21 protein-coding genes are annotated in these 22255 nt (G+C 73.1%); 6 read left to right on the top strand and 15 right to left on the bottom strand.

The window, feature by feature from the left end; all coding sequences use genetic code 11:
• Positions 1–12: 12 nt before the first annotated feature.
• The 4 genes from ASH01_RS09700 to ASH01_RS09715 all read right to left on the bottom strand — a co-directional run bounded on the left by ASH01_RS09700 (position 13) and on the right by ASH01_RS09715 (position 2711).
• Positions 13–495 carry a DUF2500 domain-containing protein gene (locus ASH01_RS09700; RefSeq protein WP_200959101.1) on the bottom strand — a complete coding sequence of 161 codons (483 nt, stop codon included), beginning with the start codon at positions 493–495 and terminating at the stop codon, positions 13–15.
• A gap of 51 nt (positions 496–546) precedes the next feature.
• A complete protein-coding gene (locus ASH01_RS09705) occupies positions 547–1044 on the bottom strand; it encodes a hypothetical protein (RefSeq protein WP_056774769.1) in 498 nt (165 codons plus the stop codon).
• A 66-nt stretch (positions 1045–1110) separates the two neighbouring features.
• A complete protein-coding gene (locus tag ASH01_RS09710) occupies positions 1111–2166 on the bottom strand; it encodes a Gfo/Idh/MocA family protein (RefSeq protein ID WP_056774773.1) in 1056 nt (351 codons plus the stop codon).
• A complete protein-coding gene (locus ASH01_RS09715) occupies positions 2163–2711 on the bottom strand; it encodes a DinB family protein (protein WP_056774775.1) in 549 nt (182 codons plus the stop codon). Before ASH01_RS09715 ends, ASH01_RS09710 begins: the two co-directional genes overlap by 4 nt.
• Positions 2712–2792: 81 nt before the next feature.
• Here ASH01_RS09715 and ASH01_RS09720 point away from each other — a divergent pair, with 81 nt between their 5' ends.
• Positions 2793–3902 (top strand): diacylglycerol/lipid kinase family protein, encoded by a 1110-nt coding sequence (locus ASH01_RS09720; RefSeq protein WP_056774779.1) that lies wholly within the window; start codon positions 2793–2795, stop codon positions 3900–3902.
• A gap of 122 nt (positions 3903–4024) precedes the next feature.
• On the opposite strand, the gene efeB is transcribed toward ASH01_RS09720, so the two are convergent.
• The 3 genes from efeB to efeU all read right to left on the bottom strand — a co-directional run bounded on the left by efeB (position 4025) and on the right by efeU (position 7509).
• A complete protein-coding gene (gene efeB / locus ASH01_RS09725; RefSeq protein ID WP_443081107.1) occupies positions 4025–5383 on the bottom strand; it encodes an iron uptake transporter deferrochelatase/peroxidase subunit in 1359 nt (452 codons plus the stop codon).
• Positions 5380–6561, bottom strand: a complete 1182-nt coding sequence (gene efeO / locus ASH01_RS09730) for an iron uptake system protein EfeO (protein ID WP_056774782.1) — start codon at positions 6559–6561, stop codon at positions 5380–5382. The genes efeB and efeO overlap by 4 nt, the downstream gene beginning before the upstream one ends.
• A gap of 66 nt (positions 6562–6627) precedes the next feature.
• Positions 6628–7509, bottom strand: coding sequence for an iron uptake transporter permease EfeU (gene efeU, locus ASH01_RS09735; protein WP_056774785.1), 882 nt, complete (start codon positions 7507–7509; stop codon positions 6628–6630).
• A gap of 113 nt (positions 7510–7622) precedes the next feature.
• Here efeU and ASH01_RS09740 point away from each other — a divergent pair, with 113 nt between their 5' ends.
• Positions 7623–8300 (top strand): DUF2461 domain-containing protein, encoded by a 678-nt coding sequence (locus tag ASH01_RS09740; RefSeq protein ID WP_056774787.1) that lies wholly within the window; start codon positions 7623–7625, stop codon positions 8298–8300.
• A gap of 27 nt (positions 8301–8327) precedes the next feature.
• Here ASH01_RS09740 and ASH01_RS09745 read toward each other — a convergent pair whose 3' ends face one another.
• Positions 8328–9191, bottom strand: coding sequence for a methyltransferase domain-containing protein (locus ASH01_RS09745; protein ID WP_156415512.1), 864 nt, complete (start codon positions 9189–9191; stop codon positions 8328–8330).
• 80 nt (positions 9192–9271) lie between these two features.
• On the opposite strand from ASH01_RS09745, the gene ASH01_RS09750 reads away from it, so the two are divergent.
• Positions 9272–10453, top strand: coding sequence for a flavin-containing monooxygenase (locus tag ASH01_RS09750; RefSeq protein ID WP_056774793.1), 1182 nt, complete (start codon positions 9272–9274; stop codon positions 10451–10453).
• Positions 10454–10566: 113 nt separating this feature from the next.
• On the opposite strand, the gene ASH01_RS09755 is transcribed toward ASH01_RS09750, so the two are convergent.
• The 4 genes from ASH01_RS09755 to ASH01_RS09770 form a co-directional block, all read right to left on the bottom strand.
• Positions 10567–13179 (bottom strand): CHAT domain-containing protein, encoded by a 2613-nt coding sequence (locus ASH01_RS09755; protein ID WP_056774797.1) that lies wholly within the window; start codon positions 13177–13179, stop codon positions 10567–10569.
• 106 nt (positions 13180–13285) lie between these two features.
• Positions 13286–13792, bottom strand: coding sequence for a carboxypeptidase-like regulatory domain-containing protein (locus tag ASH01_RS09760; RefSeq protein WP_056774799.1), 507 nt, complete (start codon positions 13790–13792; stop codon positions 13286–13288).
• A 1-nt stretch (position 13793) separates the two neighbouring features.
• Positions 13794–14375, bottom strand: a complete 582-nt coding sequence (locus tag ASH01_RS09765; RefSeq protein WP_056774801.1) for an RNA polymerase sigma factor — start codon at positions 14373–14375, stop codon at positions 13794–13796.
• Entirely contained in the window at positions 14372–15946 is a 1575-nt protein-coding gene (locus tag ASH01_RS09770; protein ID WP_056774804.1) for a S8/S53 family peptidase, read from the bottom strand. The genes ASH01_RS09765 and ASH01_RS09770 overlap by 4 nt, the downstream gene beginning before the upstream one ends.
• 440 nt (positions 15947–16386) lie before the next feature.
• Between ASH01_RS09770 and ASH01_RS09775 the strand changes: the two genes are divergently transcribed.
• Positions 16387–17151, top strand: coding sequence for a peptidoglycan-binding domain-containing protein (locus ASH01_RS09775; RefSeq protein ID WP_156415513.1), 765 nt, complete (start codon positions 16387–16389; stop codon positions 17149–17151).
• A 34-nt stretch (positions 17152–17185) separates the two neighbouring features.
• On the opposite strand, the gene pheA is transcribed toward ASH01_RS09775, so the two are convergent.
• Together pheA and ASH01_RS09785 are read right to left on the bottom strand one after the other, a co-directional pair.
• On the bottom strand, positions 17186–18133 hold the full coding sequence (pheA, locus tag ASH01_RS09780) for a prephenate dehydratase (protein ID WP_369793489.1): 948 nt from the start codon (positions 18131–18133) through the stop codon (positions 17186–17188).
• Positions 18130–18630, bottom strand: coding sequence for a DUF4446 family protein (locus ASH01_RS09785; protein ID WP_056774809.1), 501 nt, complete (start codon positions 18628–18630; stop codon positions 18130–18132). Before ASH01_RS09785 ends, pheA begins: the two co-directional genes overlap by 4 nt.
• A gap of 97 nt (positions 18631–18727) precedes the next feature.
• Here ASH01_RS09785 and ASH01_RS09790 point away from each other — a divergent pair, with 97 nt between their 5' ends.
• A complete protein-coding gene (locus ASH01_RS09790; RefSeq protein ID WP_056774810.1) occupies positions 18728–20920 on the top strand; it encodes a hypothetical protein in 2193 nt (730 codons plus the stop codon).
• 11 nt (positions 20921–20931) lie between these two features.
• Complete coding sequence (locus ASH01_RS09795) at positions 20932–21504, top strand: orotate phosphoribosyltransferase (RefSeq protein ID WP_056774813.1); 573 nt, start codon at positions 20932–20934, stop codon at positions 21502–21504.
• Between the two features lie 10 nt (positions 21505–21514).
• On the opposite strand, the gene ASH01_RS09800 is transcribed toward ASH01_RS09795, so the two are convergent.
• Positions 21515–22246 (bottom strand): glycosyltransferase family 2 protein, encoded by a 732-nt coding sequence (locus tag ASH01_RS09800; protein ID WP_056774817.1) that lies wholly within the window; start codon positions 22244–22246, stop codon positions 21515–21517.
• Positions 22247–22255: the final 9 nt, after the last annotated feature.

Below are 22255 nucleotides of genomic sequence, written 5' to 3' on the forward strand. Positions count from 1 at the left end.
GCCGGTGATGCCTCAGCGTGGGCCGTCGACGACCGTCTGGCGGGTGAATCCCTTGTAGCGAGTGCCTTGGTGCATGAGGTGGCCTCGGTCCCCCTCAGCCAGCTGGCCGAAGTCCCGACCGGACACCATCAGCTCACGGCGCTCGCCGGACGGCTCCTCGAACGTCACGAAGTACGTCGTGCTCGCGCTCGAGGGAGTGTCGGCGCTCATCGGCGCGCCGGCCTCGGCGCCGGGGAGGCCCGGCGACCCGGAACGCCGGCGCACGTCGGTGCGACGCGACACCACGAGGGCCTCGACGCTGCGCAGCGGGCTGGCCTTGTTGGCCCGCCACTGCGAGACGCCCTTGATGATCACGAACGCGAACCCCGCGACGACCACCATGGCGACGAGGCCGAAGAACGCCATGAACAGCGGCGGCGGACCGGACATCGCCTGGTCGAACGGGACGAACTCCTCGGTGAGCATGGCAACCCTGTCGTCGGTCGGGTGAGTCATCCTCTATGACTGCGTCCCCGGCCCGAATGGTTGCACGCCGTCGGGCTCGGTCTAGCGAGCATCCTTCTTGGCCTGTCGGCGGGCGCCCTGCGACTGCGACGACGCGTCCCGCTTCTGGCCGCCCGTCGTCTTCGTCGCGCGCCGCTTGCCCGACGGCACCGAGGCGGCACCGGCAGTCGAGGCCACCGATCCCGGACCCGTCCCGGCCTTGACCTCACGCGCCGCCGCGAGGCGCTCGGCCTTGAGGTCGGCGGCCGCGGCTCGGGCGACGACGCCGAGCCTCGCACTGACCCGTGCCAGAGCCAGCTCGAAGACCTCGGCCCGGTCGGCGTTGAGCCGGTTGGCCGGTCGAGCCGCGCCGCGAGACCCCTTGGCCGCGACCCGCGCGCTGGCCTGACGCCGGTAGAGGCCGACGTGCTTGGTGCGGGCCCGACGCACCCTCTGGTGCAGCTCGATGAGCTCGTCCTCGGACAGCTCGGCGAGGCGGGCCGGCTCGGTTTCGCGGACGAGGTCGGCCTGGTCCGCCGTGAGCGATGTCGTCGTCGTCATGGCACTCGATCCTCGTCGCGCCGACGTCGGCGGGCATCACCTGTTGGGGGTGATGCCCGCCCCACCTCACTCGCCGGGGTAGACGACCCCGACCTGACGGCGTACGGCATCCATCGTCTCCATGACGCGCAGCGTCGTGGCGTGCGGCATGAGCGGTGACTCGGTGTCGCCGGCGACGAGGCAGCGGGCGAACTCGGCCGCCTCGTAGGAGAAGCCGCGCACGTCCTCGGTGAGGCCGCCGGGCCGTTCGTCGATGACCTCGTTGTCGGGGCCGACGAGCCGGATCGTCGAGCCCGGACCGTAGAAGGCGCCGGACAGCTCGAGGCGGGCCAGGGTCCCGGCGACGACCGCGGTGACCGGCGTGACCGCGGCCATCGTGCACGAGAGCACGCCGTGGGCTCCCCCGGCGCCGGTGACGGTGATCGTCGTCGTCGCGTCGACGCCGAGGTCGGTGAGCGTGCCGGTGGCCGTGACGGCCGACGGTGCGCCGAGCACGAGGTCGGCGAACGACACGGGGTAGACGCCGAGGTCGAGCAGGGCGCCACCCGCGAGCTCGGGCTGCGAGAGGCGGGCCGGGCCGCCGGGGTAGAGGCGCTGCCCGTGGTCGGCGAACACGGCGACGAGCTCGCCGATGAGGCCGGTCTCGACGACGTGTCGCACGACGTCGTAGTGCGGCAGGAAGCGGCTCCACATCGCCTCGACGACGAGCAGGTTCTGGGCGTCGGCGGCGGCGAGCACCTCGCGGGCCTCGGCGGCGCTGCGGGCGAAGGCCTTCTCGACGAGCACCGGCTTGCCGGCCTCGAGCGCCAGCAGGGCGTGGTCGCGGTGCTCGGAGTGCGGCGACGCGACGTAGATCGCGTCCACCTCCGGGTCGGCGACGAGCTCCTCGTAGGAGCCGTACGCGCGCGGGACCGCGAACTCGTCGGCGAAGTCCTGCGCCCGCTCGCGGCTGCGCGAGCCGACGGCGACGACGGACGACGACGTCCCGACCGCCACGGCGTCGGCGAAGGCGTGCGCGATGCCACCGGGCGCGAGGACGCCCCATCGGATGGCGGGGGCGTCGTGCGGGTCGGGCGTGCGCGGCTCGGGCAGCTGGAGGGGCACGTCGATGGGCAGGGTCATGCGTTCACATCCCAGAGGTGGTGGCGTATGTCGTGGGTGAAGTAGAGCGCGAGGGTACGGGCCGTGAACTCCGAGCCGTTGCTGCGCAGGGCCGGCCACTCCCACTGCGTACCCGCCGGGAAGGCGTATGCCGTCGCCGCCGCCTCGAACGCCGCCGTGACCTCGCGTGCCACGACGTCGGGGTCGGAGCGCCAGTACTGCTGCTCGACGGCGGTCTCGTCCTGGTCCCAGTTGGCGAAGCGGACGACCTCGCCGCCTCCGGCGAGGATCTGCTCGAGCCGGCCCCGCATGACGTCGCAGACGTCGCGGACGTGGCAGGTGTACTCGAGCGGCGACCAGACGCCCTCGGCCGGGCGGGCCCGCACGTCCTCGCGACCCAGTGCGGCGGCATACCGCTGCCCCGCGTCGCGGAGCAGCGCCGGCACGTCGGCGGGCTCGACGGCCGCGGCGTCGAAGCCGCAGTCGGGGCACGGTCGCGTCAGGACCCACGTCCAGTCCGCGTCGTCCGGCATCGACGGCCCGGGGTCGGTGAGGGGCTCGCTCATGGCGCCCAGCCTAGGGCCGGGGCGCCCACCGGCGAGCGGCAGTTCGGGGAGTCCACCCTGCGGGGGATACCGTATGTCTTCGTGCTCAAGGACTACCTGCCGTGGATCGTCGCCGGCGTCGTCGTGCTGGCGCTGGTCATCGGAGGAGTCGTCCTGACCCGCGTCGCTCCTGAGGCGACCGCGACCTTGCGCCGCCGTCCCCGCCCGCCGCGCGACCACTTCCGCAGCGGTGACGAGAGCCCCGCCCCGCTCAAGCGGGCCGGGATCGTCATCAACCCGACGAAGTTCACCGACCTGCCCGCGGTGCGCGAGCGGATCACCGCCACGTGCCTCGCGAACGGCTGGGGCGAGCCGCACTTCTACGAGACGACCGTCGAGGACCCCGGTCAGGGGCAGGCCGCGCAGGCCGTCCGCGACGGCGTCGACATCGTGTGCACGCTCGGTGGCGACGGCACCGTGCGCAACGTCGCGACCGCCCTCGTCGGCACCGAGACGGCGCTCGGCATCCTCCCCGCCGGCACCGGCAACCTGCTCGCGCGCAACCTCGACCTGCCTGTCGCCCTCGAGGCGGCCGTGGCGGTCGCGCTGACGGGGCGCAACCGGCGCATCGACGTCGGCGAGCTCGTCCTGGGCGTGACCGCGAGCGGCGAGACGGGCGAGGACGCCGACGAGCCGGTCGACCCCGAGACGCACTACTTCCTCGTCATGAGCGGTGTCGGCATGGACGCGCAGATCATGGCCGGCACCAACGAGAACCTCAAGGCCAAGGTCGGCTGGCCCGCCTACATGGTCTCGGGGGCCAAGCACCTCGTCTCGCCGGAGTTCCGGATCGCCGTCAAGGTCGACGACGAGCTCGAGTTCCGCCGTCGCGCAAGGATGGTCGTCATCGGCAACTGCGGACGCCTCCTCGGCGGCCTCGTGCTCATGCCGAACGCCCGCGTCGACGACGGCCAGCTCGACGCGGTCATCGCGTCCCCGCGCGGGGTCGTCGGCTGGGTGCCCGTGGCGACGCGGGTCGCCACCCGGCAGCGCAAGGGTCACCCGACCCTGGACCACAAGGCGTGCAAGGAGATCCGCGTGCGCACCGACCGGCCCGTGCCCGTCCAGATCGACGGTGACGTCATCGGCGAGGCCACCGAGGTCAGTGCGACCGTGCGCCCCGGCTGCCTCACGGTGCGCGTCAGCCAGTAGGCCGCCCCCTCACCCCCCGCATCGAACACAGCGTTCGGTGGCGAACGCGCTGTTAGAACACTGAGTTCGCGACCGAACGCAGCGTTCGGGCGGGAGGAGGGGATGGGTCCGGGCAGGGCCGCTCAGGCGAAGAGCGCCTGACCCCAAGTCTGCCCGTCCTTCAGCCCGGGTGGGCACGCGAAGACCGCCGAGCCGTTGTGCTCGATGTACTCGTTGAGCACGTCCGCCTTGGCAAGCGCCCGCTGCATCGGGACGAACTGCCGGCCCGGGTCGCGCATGTAGGCGAGGAAGAAGAGCCCCGCGTCGAGGTGGCCGACGCCGTCGGAGCCGTCGGTGAAGTTGTAGCCGCGCCGCAGGATGCGTATGCCGCCGAGCTGGCTCTCGTGGGCGAGACGCACGTGCGCGCGGACGGGGATCGCCGGCTGGCCGTCGGGGCCCTTCCTCGCGAAGTCGAGCGCGTCGAACTCCTTCGCCCGGCCGAGCGGGGCCCCCTCCTTCTTGTCGCGACCGATGACGTCCTCCTGCTCCTGCAGGCTCGTCCGGTCCCAGACCTCGATGTGCATCCGGATGCGGCGCGCGACGAGGTAGGAGCCGCCGGCCATCCACGCACCGCCGCCGGTCTCGTCGTCGGGTGCGACCCACACGTGCTGCGCGAGGCCCTCCGGCTCCTCCGCCTTGACGTTGTTGGTGCCGTCCTTGAAGCCGAACATGTTGCGCGGCGTGGCCTGCGCGGTCGACGTCGACGACGTGCGGCCGAAGCCGAGCTGGGACCAGCGGACCGCGACGACACCGAAGCCGAGCCGCACGAGGTTGCGCACGGCATGGACCGCGACCTGCGGGTCGTTCGCGCACGCCTGGATGCAGAGGTCCCCGCCCGTGCGGCGCGGATCGAGCTGGTCGCCGGTGAAGGCCGGGAGGTCCTGCAGCGCGGCCGGGCGCTTCGACGCGAGGCCGAACCGGTCGTCGAAGAGGGAGGGGCCGTAGCCGATCGTGATCGTCAGCCCGGACGCCGGCAGGCCGTAGGCCTCGCCCGTGTCCTCGGGTGCCCGGTTGGGGCCGCCACCGACGAGCCCGCCGGGCGCTGCCTCGGCGCCGGCCGTCATCCGCTCGGCCGCACGGGTCCAGTCCTCGAGGAGCAGGCGCAGCTGCGCGCGGTCCTTCGTTACGACGTCGAGCGCGACGAAGTGGAGGCGGTCCTGCGCGGGAGTGACGATGCCGGCCTGGTGCTCACCGCGGAACGGGATGGCCGCGTCGAGCGCGAGCGCGGGCGCTGCGGTGGCCGTCGGGGCACCTGCCGCGGAGGCGTCGGTACCGCGCGACACGGCATAGGCACTCGTCGCGCCCGCGACCACGCCGGCGACCGCGGCGGTCCCGGAGGCGCCCAGGAGACGGCGGCGGCTCACGCCGCCACCGACCTCGGTCCCTCCGACCGTCGCGTCTGCGCGCTCGGGGACGCCGGGCTCGTCAGGGAAGGGGCTCACTTGGCCTCCACGACTCCGGGGACCTTGGACACCTGCTCGGAGAGCGCGTCGAGCGAGACGGTCAGCTCCTTGATGTCGGCCTCGGTGAGCGCGGTGTAGCTCGTGTAGTCGGCGCCGGTCTTGTGCTTGGCGAGCAGGCTCGACAGCTCGGTGAAGTCGGCGTCGAGGGCCTTCTGCAGGGCCGGGTCGCGCTCGGCGATGACGGGGCGCAGCACGGCAAGCGCCTGGCGCGAGCCCTCGAGGTTGCCGTCGAAGTCCCAGAGGTCGGTGTGCGAGTAGCGCTCCTCCTCGCCCGTGATCTTGCCCGTCGCGACCTCGTCGAGCAGGGCCTTGGCGCCGCCCGCGATCGACAGGGCGGTCGGCTCGACGGTCTTGCTCTTCGCGGCGATCTCGGTGACGTCGGCGAGCAGCTGGTCGGCGATCGCGCCCGAGTCCTTCTGGAGGCCGTCCTTCCAGAGGTCCTTCTCGAGGCGGTGGTAGCCGGTGAAGGCCATGCCGTCGGCGATGACGTCCTCACGGCCGTCGATCTTCGGGTCGAGGTCGCCGAAGCTCTCGGCGACTGGCTCGATGGCCTCCCACGGGTGGCGCGCCTGGGCGTAGAGCGACTTGGCCTTCGCGACGTCACCGGCCTTGACCGCGGCGACGAACTCCTTGGTGCCGTCGACGAACTCGTCGGCCTCGGAGGCGACGAAGGCCTTGTAGTCGGTGATCGCCTTGGCGACCTTCGAGTCGGCGCTGCCCTTCGCCGCGGTGCCCGTCACGGTGAACGCGCCGCGGATGCCGTCACCGACCATGCCGGGCTTGCACGAGGTCGTGAACGTGCCGGGATCGGTGATCTCGACCTTGAGCTCGCGGCTCAGGCCGGGCGTGATGTTCTCGACCTCGGAGACGATGCGGTCACCCTCGGCGTAGAGGTAGAACTCGTTGACCTTGCTGCCCGAGTTCGTGACCTGGAAGGTCACGGTGCCGGCCTTGGCCGTCGTGGCGCTCAGCTCGCACGCGGTGTCGGTGGCGTTGACCGTGATCGGTCCGCCGCCGCCACCGGCCGCGGTCGAGCCGGCCGTCGCGGTCGGCTTGTCGGCGCAGCCGGTCAGGGCGAGGGCCGCTGCGAGTGACAGGGCGACGGGCACGGCGGTGCGCACGGCGCGGGCAGCGGGGCGCAGGGCAGGGCGGGGCATGGTGGTTCTCCTGGAGGGCGTCGGTGTGGGTGCGGAGGACCGGCCGGGCCGGTCGGCGCGAGACGGTCAGGCGGCGACGGTGGGACGCGCGTCGCTCGTCGGGGTCGCGCTGGGGGCCTGCTGCGACGTGGCGGCCGGAGCAGCCGGCCGGGACTGGCGCAGGAAGAGGGTCAGGACGATGCCGACGTAGAGCCCCCACGCGATGGCCTGGAGCACGGTGGTCGCGGGCGTGAAGTTGAAGATGCCCTTGAGCAGGGTGGCGTACCAGCTGCCCGGATCGACGGTCGCGCTGACGTCGAAGGCGAGCGTCGTCAGGCCGGGCAGGAAGCCGGCCTCCTGGAGGTCGTGGATGCCGTAGGCGAGGATGCCGGCCGCGACGAGGACGAGGAGGATGCCGGTGTAGCGGAAGAAGGTGCCGAGGTTGATCTTGACCGCGCCTCGGTAGATGAGCCAGCCGAGGACGACGGCGCCGCCGAGACCGATGACCCAGCCGATGAGCGGCTGGTTGTTGCCCTGGCCGGCGGCCTCGGTCGTGGCGTAGAAGAAGATCGCCGTCTCGAGTCCCTCGCGCCCGACGCCGAGGAAAGCGACGAGGGCGATCGCGAGCGGGCCCATGTCGAGCGCCTTGTCGAGCTTGCCCTTGAGCTCGCCCGAGATCGTCCGCGAGGCGGACTTCATCCAGAAGACCATGAAGGTGACGAAGACGACCGCGATGATCGAGGCGCTGCCACCGATGAGCTCCTGGGCCTCGAAGGTCAGCTGCTTCGTGCCGTAGGTGAGCAGGGCCCCGAGGGCGACCGACAGGGCGACGGCGACACCGACCCCGGTCCAGACGTGGCGCAGGGCCCAGCGGCGATCGGTCTTGACGAGGAAGGCCACGAGGATGACGACCACGAGGGCCGCCTCGAGTCCTTCTCGGAGTCCGATGAGCGCGTTGCTCGCGAGCACGGGTGCCTTCTCTCAGGTTGTTCTCAGCAATTACGCCACGGCGACGTGACGGAATTCAGGAAAGCACAGGTAAGCCTTGCCTAACAACCCGGTCCCGGTGTCAGAGTCGCCACATGAGCACGCCTGAGTCCTCCTCCCCGACCTTTTCCGGCTTTCCTCCCGGTGCCCTGTCCTTCTACGCCGAGCTCGAGGACGTGAACTCACGGGACTGGTGGCTCGCCCACAAGGACGTCTACGAGCGCGACGTGCGCGAGCCGATGCTCGCCCTGCTCGACGGTCTCGAGGACGAGTTCGGCCCCGCCAAGCTCTTCCGACCCAACCGCGACGTGCGCTTCAGCGCCGACAAGTCGCCCTACAAGACCCACCAGGGCGCGCTCGTGGGCTCCGGCACGGTGCTCGGCTACTACGTGCAGGTGAGCGCCGACGGCCTGCGCGCGGGCGGCGGCTTCCGGGCGGTGAGCCCGGCGCAGACCGCCCGCTTCCGGGCAGCCGTCGACGCGCCGTCCAGTGGACTCGGGCTCGAGACCATCCTCGAGGCGTTGCGCGGCAAGGACTTCGAGCTGATGGGCGAGCAGGTCAAGACCACCCCGAGGGGGTATGCCGCCGACCACCCCCGCATCGCGACGCTGCGCCACAAGGAGCTGATGGTCTCCCGCGACTTCGGCGCGCCCGCCTGGCTGTCGACGACGCGGACGCTGACGGAGGTCCGGGACACGTGGCGGGCCGTGCGACCGCTGACGGCCTGGCTCGAGGAGCACGTCGGCGCCGAGGAGCCCGCGGCCCGGCGGTGACGTGCCCGGTCTCCCGGCTGCGACCGGTCAGCCGGCCTTGCGGCCGATGACCCCGAACATCGTCACGGAGAAGAAGGCCGTGCCCGCCCGCGCCGCGGCCATGACGTCCGCCAGGAGCCGGTCGGCCTCCTCGCGGGTCAGCGCGCCCTCCTGCACCGCGGCATCGGCGTTCCGGTGGACCACACCGCTGCCGAGCAGCGCGCGCGGCGGCATGACCAGCGCGGCCGAGCCGATGTCGTGGTCGACGAGCAGCCCGGCGGCCCGGAGCTGGTTCGGCAGGTGTCGCGCCGCGAACGGGTTGGGCATCCGTCGCCAGTTGGCCTCGGCGTAGCGACGCACGAGGTCGGGGTCGCCGGGGTGGCTGATGACGGTGCCCCAGTCGCTGTCGAGGACGGCGGCTCGTCCACCGGGCGCGAGCACCCGCGCGAGCTCGTGGGCCGCAGCCTGCGGGTCGGCGAGGTGCTGGAAGACGCGCTCGCAACGCAGCACGTGCACGGCACCGTCGGCGAAGGGCAGGTCGGCGGCGTCGCCGTCGATGAACGTCGCGGCGGACCCGAGCAGGGCCGCACGCCGCGACGCCTCCTCGCGCAGGCCGGGGTTGGGCTCGACACCGACCGCACGTCCGTTCGGTGCGACGGCCTCGGCGAGGCGACGCAGCTCCGTACCGAGCCCGGCCCCGACGTCGACGACCGACTCCCCCGGCTCCGGCGCCAGGGCCTCGAACGCCCAGGCCCGCAGGCGCCGGACCGCCGGCTGCTGCTCCTGCGCGTCGAGGAGCGCGACGAGGGTGGCGACGCGGGCAGCGCCGCCCTCGCCGATCCGCTCCCGCGTGAACATGCTCGGGGCGGCGCCCGGCTCCTCGGGAGGAGTCGGGCCCGACTGAGGGGTCACCGCTCCAGCATGCTGCCCACCGTTCGGATCGGGGCGGGGTTTGCCGAGAACTGTCGAGGGTGGGCGGCTACGTTGGGCCGGTGACCCAGCGCAGCGTCCCGGTCGACGCGTACATCATCGGTGCCGGCCCGGGTGGCCTGGCCGTCGCCGCCGCCCTCGAAGCCCGTGGCCTGCACGGCGTGGTCCTCGAGCGGAGCAACGGCGTCGGCACGTCGTGGCGCAGCCACTACGACCGGCTGCACCTGCACACACCGCGTGAGCTCTCCGGCCTTCCGGGCTTCCCGATCCCGAAGGAGATGGGCCGCTGGGTCGCACGCGACGACGTCGTGCGCTACCTCGAGCTGTATGCCGCGCGCCACCGGCTCGACGTGCGCCTCGGCACCGAGGTGAGCCGGGTCGACCGATCCGCTGACGGTGAGTCGTGGACGCTCACGCTCGCGGACGGGACGACCCTCACGGCGCCGTACGCCGTCGTGGCCACGGGCTTCAACCACACGGCTCGAGAGCCGGACGTGCCTGGCCTGCAAGGATATTCCGGTGAGGTCGTGCTGGCTCGGGACTACCGCAACGGGTCGGCCCACGCCGGCAAGGACGTCCTCGTCGTGGGCACGGGCAACACCGGCACCGAGCTGGCCGTCGACCTCGTCGAGCACGGCGCCGCGCGCGTGCGCCTGGCCGTGCGCACGGTGCCGCACATCCTGCGACGCAACACGGGGCCGTATGCCGCTCAGTACACCGGCATCGCCGTGCGGCGGCTGCCCACGGCCTTCGTCGACACGGTGGCACCGATCGTCGGCCGGCTGCAGACCCCTGACCTGTCGGCGCAGGGACTGCCGCGTCCCGACACCGGCCTGCTGACCAGGGTCGAGCGCGACAACGCGATCCCGGTGCAGGACGTCGGCATCATCGACGCGATCCGGACCGGCGCCGTCGAGCCGGTGGCCGCGCTGCGGGAGTTCGACGGGGATGCCGTCGTGCTCGCGGACGGCACACGCCTGACGCCCGACCTCGTCGTGCTCGCGACCGGCTACAGCCAGGGGCTCGAGCCCCTCATCGGGCACCTCGGGGTGCTCGACGAGAAGGGCCACCCGGTCGAACGCGGCGGGCGCACGGCGCGCGGCGCCAGAGGCCTGTGGTTCACCGGCTACACGAACCCGATCTCCGGCATGCTCCGCGAGCTGTCCATCGACGCGCGCAAGATCGCCCTGGCCATGGCCCTGCGCAAGCGCCGCGAGATCAAGGCCCGCCGCAAGGCCGCCTGACCCACCACAGACCCGCCACAAACCCGACCGAACGCCGCGTTCGCTCTCGAACTCACTGTTAGAGCCCTGAGTTCGAGATCGAACGCTGCGTTCGGTTCGGGATGGGGGCGCGCTCAGGGGCGGTGCTGGCCGCCGAGGTTGAGGAAGGCGGCGGCGACGTCGTCGGTCTCCGCGACCGAGCGGGCCAGGGCCTCGTCGCTCGGGAGGCCGGCGGCGAGCAGCTCGTGGTGGCGCGTCATCGTCGTCGCGGCGACGTCGTCGGGCACGGGCGAGACCGCCGCGACGACCGAGCGCGCGCCGAGCGAGAGCAGTGAGAGCGCCAGGCCGAGGGACTCGTGCCCGGGGCGGGGCGAGGTGAGCCCGACCTCGCACGCCGAGAGCACGACGTGGTCGGCGCGCACGCCGGTGGGCTGCAGCTCGTGAGCGAAGACGGGCCCGTCGTGGAGCACGAGCGAGGAGAAGAGCGGCGACTCCACCTGGTGGGTGCCGTGCGCGGCGACGTGGACGACACCCGGGCGGGCGAGTGCCCCGACGAGGTCGGCCCGGCGGGACGGCTCGGCGAGGTGGGCGACCTCGCCCCACGTGCCGACGATCGTGCGGCCCTCGCCCGACGCGCGAGGCACGGACGGGCCGACGCTGACGTGGACGGGCCCCCGACGAGGAGCATCCCCCAGCGGTACCGCGCGGCGGGTGAACGACGTCAGCGACAGCGCCACCGTGAACGGCCGTCCGGTCATCGACGGCAGGAGCGCCCACGGGAGGGCCGACAGCTCGGGGCACGTCACGACGACGAGGCCACGGTCGGTGCGCCACGGCCGCAGCAGGCCGTCGTCGAGCTCGGTCGCGCTCGAACGCAACGACGACCAGACGGCGCCGGCGAGCGGGCCCAGGTGGTGCGTGGCCGCGGCCCGCAGGTCGACGCGGATGCGTTGGGCGAGCTCTGCGGCCCGGTCGGCCGGCATGAGGTCACGCATCGTCGCGCGACCACCGACGACCCCGACCGCACCGATGCGGCCGCGGTGCCGGAAGAACCACACGAGGTCGCGGTCGGCCCGGCCGAGGTGCTCGCGCGCCTCACGGACCCGCACCGGCACCGCGCGCGAGGCCCCACCGCTGCGGCTCAGGGCCCAGTCGCGGTCTCGGATCTGCCGCTCGAGGCGCGAGGCGTGGTCGTGCAGCTCGCGCGCCTGCTCCGGGTCGCCCTCGCCGCGCAGGTGCCCACGGACCGCGCGCAGCTGCTCGGTGAGCTGGGCGAGCTGCTCGTCGTCGGGCCGTCCGAGCGAGGGCAGCCGGTCGGTCGCGCTGCGCCACCGCTCGAGGGCCTCGAGCACCGCGCCGCTGCCCCGGGGCACGGCGAGCTCGAGGTCGAGCTCGGAGAGCCGGGCGCCGTGGACCGCGCGGGCGGTGCGCAGGTCGAGGCTGGCGCTCCCCTCCTGGCCGGCTGCGAGGCGACGGGAGGCCCGAGCGAGGATGCGTCGGGCCGGCGCGAGGTCACCGGTGGCGACGAGCGTCATCGCGGTGACGACGGCGGCATCGAGCTCGTCGGAGAGCGACCCGGTGGAGACCCGCTCGAGGCCGAGCAGCCTCGTGTTGGCTCCGGCCGGGTCACCGGCGAGCAGCAGGGCCTGCGCGGCGACGACCCTGGCACTGTCGGCGAGCTCGGAGTCGCCCAGCTCGGTCGCCGTCTCCGCGAGCTCGTCGGCGGTCGCCGCCGCCGCGAGCGCCACGGTGGCGTCCCCGACACCGACGACGCGCCGGACGAGGTCGGCCTCACGGAGCTCTCCCTGGCGCTCCCCGGTCTGGCGGCTCCCGTCCTGGTGCTCGGTGACGCCGCCGTGGCCGTCGCGCTCCCGACCACGGCGGGTGCGCCGCTGGCGGTCCAGCTCGACGAGCAGGCCGACGAGCATCGCCTTGGCAGCCCACGCGGTCGCCCCGATGCGGGCATACGTCTCGCGAGCCGACGCGGCGGCCGAGGCCGCCAGGTCGAGGTGGCCGAGCAGCCGGTGGGCGCGCGCGAGTGCCAGCTCGAACTCGGCCCGCATCTGGTCGTGGCCGTCGCCCTCGAGAGCCTCGAGGCCACCGTGCAGCGCCTCGACGGCCTCCTTGACGAGCCCCGCCTCGAGCAGCACCTGGGCACGGTCGAGGCGCGCTGGTCCCGTGAAGACGTCGGACTCCAGCTCCTCGGCGAGCGCCATGCCGGCGAGGGAGCGCGGGATGTCACCGAGGAGGTAGGCGGCATACCCCTCGTTGTGGCGGGCCATGAACTCCTGGGCCACCCCACCGAGGTCGTGCGCGAGGCGCGCCGCCTCGGCGAAGGACTCGAGCGCCTCCTGCGGCCGCAGCAGCTCGAAGGCGAGCATCCCGCGGCTCAGGTGCACCGAGCACTGCTCGCGCTCGGTGAAGGCGTCGAGGCGGCGCACCGCCCCCTCGAGCCCGTCCCATGCCGAGGCGAGGTCACCGACGCGGCCGTGGATGTTGGCGCGCTGGTAGTCGAGCCGGGCTCGGAGCGCCTCGTCGCCGAGCTCGTCGACGAGCACCTCGGCCTCGGAGAGCCGGGCCAGGGCGGCCTCCACCCCGGACAGCATGAACTCCGTCAGGGCGAGCGTGATGAGCGTCTTGCAGCGCAGCTCGAGCCGGTCCCGGGAGGGCGCGGCGCCCGCCACGCGCTCGATCTCGTCGAGGGCCGCCGTCAGCGAGCGCGCTGCGTCAACCGGCCTGCCGGCCATGTTGTCCGCGGCACCCTGCTCGCGCAGCGTGCGTGCACTCTCGAGCAGATCGATGGCTCCCGCCCGGCCTCTCCCTAGGGGCCGGTCACCACGTCAGGCCGGATCGTCAGATCTGGATGGTGGGGGTGATGACCGGTCGCATGTCCTCGTTGCCCGGGTCGGTGACGACGAAGTGCACCGGCCCATGGGGTAGATCATCCAGAACAAAGCGCCCGTTCGCATCCGAAATCACCGTTGAGCTGCCGTCGGTCGTCACGGCCTCGATCTGCGCGCCCGGTGTCGTGACCCAGCCGTCGACGCGCACGCGGTCGTCGGCGTCGTCCGCGTCGTCGGAGTCCGCGGGACCGGACGAGACCATGAGGCTCACCGAGGCGGCCGTGAAGGTCACCGAGTCGGTCGGTGTGGGTTCGACCTTGGCGTCGGCGCCCCGCGTCGTCAACAGCGCCGAGTCCATGAGCTCGGCCACCTCGGCGTGCAGGGCGTGGACCGTGATCGCGAACTTGATGCGCTCGGCGAGGTCGCTCGGGACGGGGTCGGCGTGGCCGAAGAGGTCACGCACGTGGTGGAGGTTGGCGATGTCGCGGGCATCGATGGCGTCAGTGTGAGATGTCATGTCAGACCGCCCATCCGGGGTCGGTGCCGAGGGTCGTCCTCAGCTTCTGGAGGCAGCGGCCACGGGTCGGGCCGATGCTGCCGACCGGCATCCCCAGCGACTCCGCGATGGCGGCGTAGTCGGGGCGGTCGGCGAACGCGATGACCCGGAGCAGCTCCTGGCACCGCGGGGAGAGGGTCGAGACGTGCTTCCACAGCACGCGCTGGCGCTCCGAGAGGATGGTTTGCGCCTCGGGGTCGAGCTGCTGCGCCGGGGCCTCCGGCACCTCCTCGACACCGAACTCGCGCCGGGCCCCGCGGGCGAGCCGCCACACCTCGCGCTTGACGACGACGACGAGCCAGCCGAGCACCGCAGCCGGCTCGTTGATCGAGTCGGCCCGGTCGACGAGCTGGAGGAACGCCGTCTGGATGGCGTCCTCGCACGTCGCCGGCGCACCGCCCTGGGACCGTGCGGCGTTCCACAGCACGGGGGTCACGAGGTCGACGAGCTCGGAGAGCCGCTCGCGCTCGCCCGCGCGGTAGGCGGCGAACGCCTTGCCCGCGAGGGTCCCGAGGCCGTCGGGGGCGGTGGGGGTCGGCGTCATGATCGCGCCCTTCCGATGCAGGTGCGCAGCGCACGGATGGCGCGCTTGCGCATGACGGGGGACGAGACGTCGGCCAGGCCGCCCTCGTCGATGAGGGCCGCCGCGAGCTCTGCCGCGAAGACCGGGGTGGAGAAGGACGTGCCGCTCCAGACACCGAAGCCGCCGGTGTAGTCGTCCGGGTCGACGGTGCAGCGCACCGTGCCGTCGGCCGAGACCTCCGACGACGGCTGGCCCATGCCGTTGGTGAGCGGCAGGGTGCTGACGACGGAGACACCGGACCGCACGGCGCTGACCACGGTGAGGTTGTTGGAGAAGAGCGCGACGGTCACCCCGTCGGGGTTGCTCGCTCCGACGCTCGCGAGCGGTGGGACCGACTTCGCGGTGACGCGCTGCGGTGGCGCCGCCGCGAGCGCCGCCGGGACGAAGGGCGCGTTCGTGCCGTCGTTGCCGACACCGGCCACGACGAGGACGCCGTGCTCGCCGAAGCGGTCGAGCAGGTCGGCGACGGGGCCGGACGTGTAGCTGCGGTCCTCGGCGTAGTAGCCGAGGGAGAGCGAGACGACGTCGACCACCTCGGACGCGTCGTCGTGCTCCTGCCCGTGGACGTGCCGGTCGAGCAACGCCTGGAGGACGTCGAGCATGACGCTCTCGTCGACGACGCCGTCGTCACCCATGACAGGGATGGAGAGGATCGTCGCCTCCGGGCAGCCCTGGCGCACGAGGCCGGCGATGAACGTCGCGTGCCCCTGGAGCAGCCCGACCGGCTCGCTCGGGGCCGGCACGGAGATCGGTGGGTCGACCGGCTTCGGCGTCTTCACCGGCACGAGCCGGCCGTCCTTGAGCTCGAGCCGCACGACCCCCTCGCCGTCCTTGAACCAGGGGTGCGCCGCGACCGCCGTGTCGGGCACGACGACGACGGGGTTGCGGTCGACGGGACGTGCCCGCAGCCGCGGGTCGGGCAGGGCCAGGGCCACCGGCATACGGCCGCCCCGCCCGGGCACGGAGTACTCCTGCAGCGCGGATCCGCCGACGCCACCCCAGTAGCCCCCGACGCCACCCCAGTAGCCGCCCACGCCACCCCAGTAGCCCCCGACGCCGCCCCAGTAGCCGCCCACGCCACCCCAGTAGCCGTCTGCCGGGCGCAGGACGTGCTCGAGGCTCAGCTGCTCGGCGATCGGCTCGCCGGACTGGCGCAGCCGCTGGAGCACGCTCCACGCGTCGACAGGGTCGATCGAGCGGGTCGGCCGGAGCGTGATGCTCGTGCCCCAGGAGGGCTGGTCGAGGTCGCGCGGCCCACCGTCGGGCCGAGGCGTCACGGTGAAGTCGAGCTCGAGCTTGCCCAGCGCCGTGCGCAGGTCCTCGAGTCCTCGCGGCCTGCCCCCACCCGACGGAGTGCGCACGAGGAGGCGGTCGGAGAGGTAGAGGGCGGGAAGCGGCGGGCGACCGTCGGTCAGGCGCATCGCCGTGGCCGGGTCGAGGGCGCGGACGGGCGGACGTTCGGGGCGGCGGGAGCCGCCGGCCGCGTTCTCGCCGGTCGCTCCCTGTGGGGCGTCGGGACCCGACTCTGACATCGACAACCTCCTGAGGGGCGGATGGTGTTGGAAAGACCCTTACACCCGACTGAGTGTGCGTACGCGTTTTCCTGATACATCGGGCCTTCCGAACTTTTTCGTCCGGAGACGTATCAAGCCCGGACGGGACGACTCTGGGTGGTCAGGGGGAACGGTCACCGGGCTGCAACGGGGCGCTGCGGAGGGGCAGCAGGCCCGGTGACCTGCACAGGGGTTCGGGACTTCCAGGGGGCGGTCCCGTCCGTGGGGCGCCGGGCCTGGCAGCACCGGCGCCCCCTCCCCTGCCCTCGGGCGCAGGGCGTACCTCGGACGGGCAGGGCCCGCGTATGCCGTCGCCGCGCGTCGCGCTCGCGCGCTCACTCCCGGCGGCGCATACTTCTCGAACGTGCGCGGACGTCGGGACCGCGCGACGTGAGCTCAGGGGAGTCAGGGTGCAGGGCATGGCAGGCGTTCGGAACACTCACGATCGATGGGGCGGGATCGCCTCTGCTGCAGCGGTGGTCGTGCTCGGCCTGACGTTGACGGCGTGCAGCGGCACGACACCGCAGACGACGTCAGCCGTCGAGTCGCCTACGGTCACGGCCACGGCGACGGGCACCGTCCAGCCCGGCCCCACCGAGCCGATCCCGACGGTGACGGCCGACCCGCTCACCCCGACGAAGCCCACCCCGCGCCCGTCGGCCACGCCCAGCGCGACGCCGACGACACCGGCCCCGACGCCGACCGACCCGGGGAGCGTCGCGGGGGCGTGCGAGCGCACGCTGCCGGCATACCCCGTGCTCGAGCCCGGCGCGACGGCACCGGCGGTGCGGTCGCTCCAGTGCTTCCTCAACGACGCCGACTACGGCCCGGTCGCGGTCGACGGCGTCTACGGCGCCCAGACCCGCGCGGCCGTGACGAAGGTCGAGTCGACCTTCGAGGGGCCGGCGCCCAAGCCGGGCCGCATCGACGCCGGCATGTGGGTGCTGTTCATCTCGCGCTCCCTCGGCGACGGCACGCTCAAGGTCGGCTCGAAGGGCGCCGACGTCGTGACGCTCCAGCGGGCGCTGCGGGCCGCGGGCGGCACGATCACCGTCGACGGGGACTTCGGCTCCGAGACGAAGAAGGTCGTCAAGCGCTTCCAGCAGGCCAACCGCATCGGGGACGACGGCGTCGTCGGCGACGAGACGCTCTTCCTGCTCAAGATGGGCGCGACGATCGGCTGAGGCCGAGTCGGCCGGACCGTCCGAGGAGGGCCGGTCAGGCGCGCAGGTCGTCGAGCCAGGTCCTCGCGCGATCGAAGTCGTCGTCGGACGTGCCGGGCCGTGCGTCGGGACGACCCCCGTCGGCCCGCGGGTAGGACCCGAGGAACCGCACCTCGGCACACACCCGCCGCAGGCCCATGAGGGTCTCGCCGACGCGCGCGTCGAGGACGTGGCCCTCGAAGTCGATGGAGAAGCAGTACGAGCCCATGGCCTCGCCCGTGGGCCGTGACTCGAGGCGGGTCATGTTGACGCCGCGGACGGCGAACTGCTCGAGCAGCTCGAGCAGGCCACCCGCGTGGTCGTCGCGCTGGAAGAGCACGACCGTCGTCTTGTCGGCGCCGGTCGGCTCGGGCAGCGTGCCGGGCCGCGCGACGAGGACGAAGCGCGTGACGGCCGACGCGTTGTCGCCGATGTCCTCGGCGAGGATCTCGAGCCCCTCGTTGCGGGCCGCGGCGGGCGCGCAGACGCCGGCGTCGAACATGACGTCGCCCGGCTGCCCGAGCGCGGCGGCGCTCGCGGCCGTCGACAGGGTCGGGACGTACTCCGCCTCGGGAAGGTGCTGCCCCATCCAGCCGCGCACCTGGGCCCAGGCGTGCGAGTGGGTGCCGACCGTGCGGACCGTGTCGAGCGGCACACCCGGCCGGGCGCAGAGGACGAACGTGATCGGGACGAGCACCTCGCCGATGACGACGAGCGGCTCCCCCGTCGCCAGCGAGTCGAGGGTCGCGGACACGCCTCCCTCGACGGAGTTCTCGATCGGGACCATGGCGGCGTCGATGTCACCGGTCCGGAGCGCCGAGAGCGCCGCGTCGACCGAGCCGAACGGCAGGTGGTCGCGGCCCTCGGCGGCGTCCCAGGCGTCGAGCGCCATCTGGGTGAAGGTGCCACGCGGCCCGAGGTAGCCGAAGCGGTGCAGCTGGTCTGGCGTGCGGGGCGGCGTCACGACGCGTCCTTCGTCCGGTCGGGCAGGCGGGTCGCCGAGGCGAGCGCCTGCTGCTCCTCGGGGGTCAGGGTGATGCTCGACTTCCCGCCGACGATGCCCTTGGCATACGTGCGGGACTCGCCGCGGGCGTGGATCGAGCTGATCACGATGCCGTCCCCGAGGTCGTCGACGATGGCGGCCGAGAAGGACAGCCGCCCGCCCATGTCACCGAAGGCGTCGTAGCGCACGACGGCGACGTTGCGCAGGCTCTGGCGCACGTCGTCCTCGGCGCTCGCCACGTGCTCGCGCAGGCGGGTCAGCTCGGCCGTGAGCCGGTCGATGCGGTGGTTCTGGGTGGCGGCCACGCGCGCGATGTCGGTCTGGCCGCCGTCGTCCAGGGCAGCGAAGTCGCGCCGGACCCTGGAGAGCTGCAGCTGGGCCCGGACGGCGAGCGCGAGGGCGAGCAGCGCGACGACGACGGCGGCGATGGCCAGGGTCGTCAGCGTCGAGGCGTCCACGATCGGCAAGGGTAGCCGCGCCGGTCGCCCGTGGCCTTCCGATTCCAGCCCGTGACCTCGCCCTCCACGGACAGGCTCGGTTTGTAGTCTGTCCCCCGTGATCCGCCGCCACCCCGTCAAGACGCTCGTCGTCCTGCTCCTGGTGATGGTGGCTGCGCTCACGCTCGCGTACGTCAAGCGCACCACCGTCCCCGTGCCGCCCACCTCGCAGCCGAAACCGGGCGAGTCGCTCGTCGTCGTGGGGCTCGGAGGCCTCTCGTGGGACGACGTCTCGGCCGAGGACACGCCGATCCTCTGGGGCCTGCTCCGTGACGGCTCGGCCGCGTCGGTGTCGGTCAAGAGCCTGCGGCTGACGACGTGCCCGACCGACGGCTGGGCCACGGTCTCGGCCGGTGAGGCTGCCGGCCCGGACACGACCGAGTCCCGCCCGCAGTGCACGCCACTGCCGCCCGTCGCGGGTGACGCGACGACCGGCTACCGCGTCATCGGCTTCGACGCGCTCGCGGCGGCGTCGCGCGAGGCGGAGTTCCGGGCACAGCTCGGCCTGCTCGGCGACAGCTTCGCGGCGGCCAAGACGTGCATCCAGGCCGTCGGCCCGGGCGCCGGCCTCGCCGCCGCGACGGGGGACGGCAAGGTCGCGAAGTACTCCCCCTTCCAGGCGACGACCCTCGTGTCCGACCTGGCGCAGTGCCCGGTCAGCATCGTCGACGTCGGCGGCATCAGCTCGACCGACCCCAACCCGACGCGGCACCTCGAGCAGATCAACGGCATCGAGCGCCGGATCGAGCTCGTCATGGACGCCATGCCCAACGGCGCCGACCTCGTCGTCGCCGGGCTGGCCGACCGTGACCAGCAGGAGCGTCTGCGGCTGCTGACGGCGAGCGGACCGCACTACGCCCCGGGCCTGCTCGCATCGGCCTCGACGCGCATGGTCGGGATCGCGCAGCTCTCGGACATCACGGCCACGATCCTCCAGCGCGGCGGCGTGGAGCCGCAGGCCGCCATCGGCGGCCGGGCGCTCAGCGTCGTGCCGTCGGCCAACAACAGCGAGTCGACGGCCGCGGCCAAGCTGACGGTGCTCACCGACATCGACACCAAGGCCGACGCGATGCACGACGTCGTCGCGCCGTTCCTGCTCATCTGGCTCGTGGGCACGGCCCTGGCGATGCTCGTGCTGTGGCTCGTGATGCGCCGGGCCCGACCGTGGAACCGCCGCTTCACGCGGGCGCGCGTCCTGCGCCTCGTGCGCCTCGTCGGGCTCGTCTCGGCCGCGATGCCCGCCGCGACCTTCCTGGCCAACCTCGTCCCGTGGTGGCGCTGGTCGACGAACACCGTCGTGCTCGTGGCGGTGCTCCTCGTCCTCGTCCTCGCGATCAGCTCCGTGCTGACCCTCGCGTGCCTCCAGGGCCCGTGGAGCAGCTCGGCCCTCGGCCCGCTGGCTGCGATGTCGGCCATCACGGCGGGCGTCATCGGCATCGACCTGCTGACGGGCTCACACCTGCAGATCTCGTCGATCTTCGGACTCCAGCCGCTCGTCGGAGGCCGCTTCTACGGCATGGGCAACGTCGCCTTCGCGTTGTATGCCGCCGCCGTCCTGCTGCTGTGCGCCGCCATCGCGCACGCGCTCGTCAGGCGGGACTCCCCGCGGCTCGCCGTCTTCGCGGTCGTCGTCATCGGGGGCGTGGCGCTGGCCGTCGACGTGCTCCCCGCCTGGGGTGCCGACTTCGGTGGGCCGATCGCGCTCGTGCCGGCCCTCGGCTTCCTCCTCATGGGCGTCATGGGCTGGCGCACGTCGGTGCGCAACGTGTCGATCGTCCTGCTCGTCGCGGGCCTCGTCGTCGGGCTCGTCTGCTACCTCGACTGGCGCCGGCCTGAGTCCGAGCGCTCGCACCCGGGGCGCTTCCTCCAGACCGTCATCGACGGCGGTGCCTGGGACGTCATGTCGCGCAAGCTGTGGGCCAACGTCTCCCTCGCCGTGCACCTGCCGGTGCTGCTCCTCGTCGTCGTCGCCCTCATGGTGGTCGTCGTCATGATCGTGCTGCGCCCCGGCATCCTCGGGACCGAGCCGCTCCGCCGCCTGCTCGAGGAGGCCCCGCTCATGCGACGCGGCCTGCTCTCGGTCATCGTCATGGCCGTCATCGGCTTCCTCACCAACGACTCGGGCGCGGCGATCCCACCCGTCGCGGCGATCTTCACCGTGCCGCTCGTCGTGTCGGCGGTCATGCACTTCCTGTCCATCGAGGCGCGCAACGCCCCCGTGCGCCGGCGCCGCGACCGCCACCACATCTGAGGAGCGACCCCATGGGCGAGCAGCCCGACGTGCACGCCGAGCCGGCCGAGCTGGCCGCGCTGGCCCGTGACATCGACCGGGTCTGCCGCCTCGAGGGCGAGTTCGTCGTCCGGTCCGGCGCCGTCGTGTCGGAGTACTTCGACAAGTACCTCTTCGAGTCCGACCCGCTGCTGCTGCGTCGGGTGGCCGCGGCCATGGTGCCCCTCGTGCCGGCCGACACCGACCTGCTGGGCGGTCTCGAGCTCGGCGGCGTGCCGATCGCGACGATGATGAGCAGCCTCACCGGCCTGCCGGCGCTCTTCGTCCGCAAGGCACCCAAGGCGTACGGCACGCGCCGGCTCGCCGAGGGCGCCGACGTGGACGGTCGACGGATCACCCTCGTCGAGGACATCGTCACGACGGGCGGCGCCGCCCGGGACGCGACGGTCGCGCTCCGTGGGCAGGGCGCCACCGTCGAGGTCGTCGTGTGCACCATCGACCGCAGCGAGCCGGGGGCCAACCGCCTCCACGAGCTGGGGCTCGAGACCCGGTCCGTGCTGACCCGCGCCGACCTCGACGCCGCGCGAGCGACCGCGCGCCCCTGAACGGGCCGGGTCAGCCGGGGCCGAGGCGGCGACGCAGCCGGCGGACGCCGAGGGCGAGCGCGACGTCGCGGTACTGACCGGCCCGGTGCACCTGCGCGCGCCAGTCGGTGCCGGTGACCCGGTGCTGGAGGTCGCACGGCACCTCGAGGATGGTCAGGCCGGCGTCGAGCACGTCGACGGTCATGCCCACCTCGACGCCCCACCCGCGGGCGAAGGGCGTGGCCGCGGCGATCGCCGCCGGCGAGAGGCAGCGCATGCCCGACAACGGCTGCTTCGGCGACCAGCCGGTGAGCTCCTCGATGCCGCGCCGGGCCAGGCCGACGACGAGGCCGTGTCCGCCTGCGCTGCCCTTCTGCTCGGGCAGGGTGGCGATCGTGAGGTCGGCCTCGCCGCGGGCGACGGGTCCGACGAGGGCACCGACGGCCTGGGCCGACGCCTCGAGGTCGGCGTCGACGAAGAGGACCGACGTGCCGGCGTCGAGGCGCCCGACTCGGCGCAGCCCGGACACGCGGCCGAGGCCGCTCATCATCGCGTCGGCCTTGCCGTGGTTGCGCCCGTGGCGCACGACCTCGGCCCCCTCGCGGGCGGCGATCACGGCGGTGCCGTCGGTCGACCCGTCGTCGACGACGACCACCGCGGACACGCCGGGGATCGTGCGCACGCCCCGGATGGTCTCGGCGATCCGAGCGGACTCGTCCTTGGCCGGGATGACGACGGCGACGGACAGCGGTGGGGTCGTCATCGTCGCGCG

Origin of the sequence: Terrabacter sp. Soil811, from assembly GCF_001429655.1 — a bacterium.
Taxonomy (GTDB): Bacteria; Actinomycetota; Actinomycetes; order Actinomycetales; family Dermatophilaceae; genus Terrabacter.

Excerpts from the sequence above, each read along its gene's own strand:
- ASH01_RS09700 (WP_200959101.1), bottom strand. The coding sequence starts at position 495 with ATGACTCACCCGACCGACGACAGGGTTGCCATGCTCACCGAGGAGTTC.
- ASH01_RS09705 (WP_056774769.1), bottom strand. The coding sequence starts at position 1,044 with ATGACGACGACGACATCGCTCACGGCGGACCAGGCCGACCTCGTCCGC.
- ASH01_RS09710 (WP_056774773.1), bottom strand. The coding sequence starts at position 2,166 with ATGACCCTGCCCATCGACGTGCCCCTCCAGCTGCCCGAGCCGCGCACG.
- ASH01_RS09715 (WP_056774775.1), bottom strand. The coding sequence starts at position 2,711 with ATGAGCGAGCCCCTCACCGACCCCGGGCCGTCGATGCCGGACGACGCG.
- efeO (WP_056774782.1), bottom strand. The coding sequence starts at position 6,561 with ATGCCCCGCCCTGCCCTGCGCCCCGCTGCCCGCGCCGTGCGCACCGCC.
- ASH01_RS09740 (WP_056774787.1), top strand. The coding sequence starts at position 7,623 with ATGAGCACGCCTGAGTCCTCCTCCCCGACCTTTTCCGGCTTTCCTCCC.
- ASH01_RS09755 (WP_056774797.1), bottom strand. The coding sequence starts at position 13,179 with ATGGCCGGCAGGCCGGTTGACGCAGCGCGCTCGCTGACGGCGGCCCTC.
- ASH01_RS09760 (WP_056774799.1), bottom strand. The coding sequence starts at position 13,792 with ATGACATCTCACACTGACGCCATCGATGCCCGCGACATCGCCAACCTC.
- ASH01_RS09765 (WP_056774801.1), bottom strand. The coding sequence starts at position 14,375 with ATGACGCCGACCCCCACCGCCCCCGACGGCCTCGGGACCCTCGCGGGC.
- ASH01_RS09770 (WP_056774804.1), bottom strand. The coding sequence starts at position 15,946 with ATGTCAGAGTCGGGTCCCGACGCCCCACAGGGAGCGACCGGCGAGAAC.
- ASH01_RS09775 (WP_156415513.1), top strand. The coding sequence starts at position 16,387 with ATGGCAGGCGTTCGGAACACTCACGATCGATGGGGCGGGATCGCCTCT.
- ASH01_RS09795 (WP_056774813.1), top strand. The coding sequence starts at position 20,932 with ATGGGCGAGCAGCCCGACGTGCACGCCGAGCCGGCCGAGCTGGCCGCG.
- ASH01_RS09800 (WP_056774817.1), bottom strand. The coding sequence starts at position 22,246 with ATGACGACCCCACCGCTGTCCGTCGCCGTCGTCATCCCGGCCAAGGAC.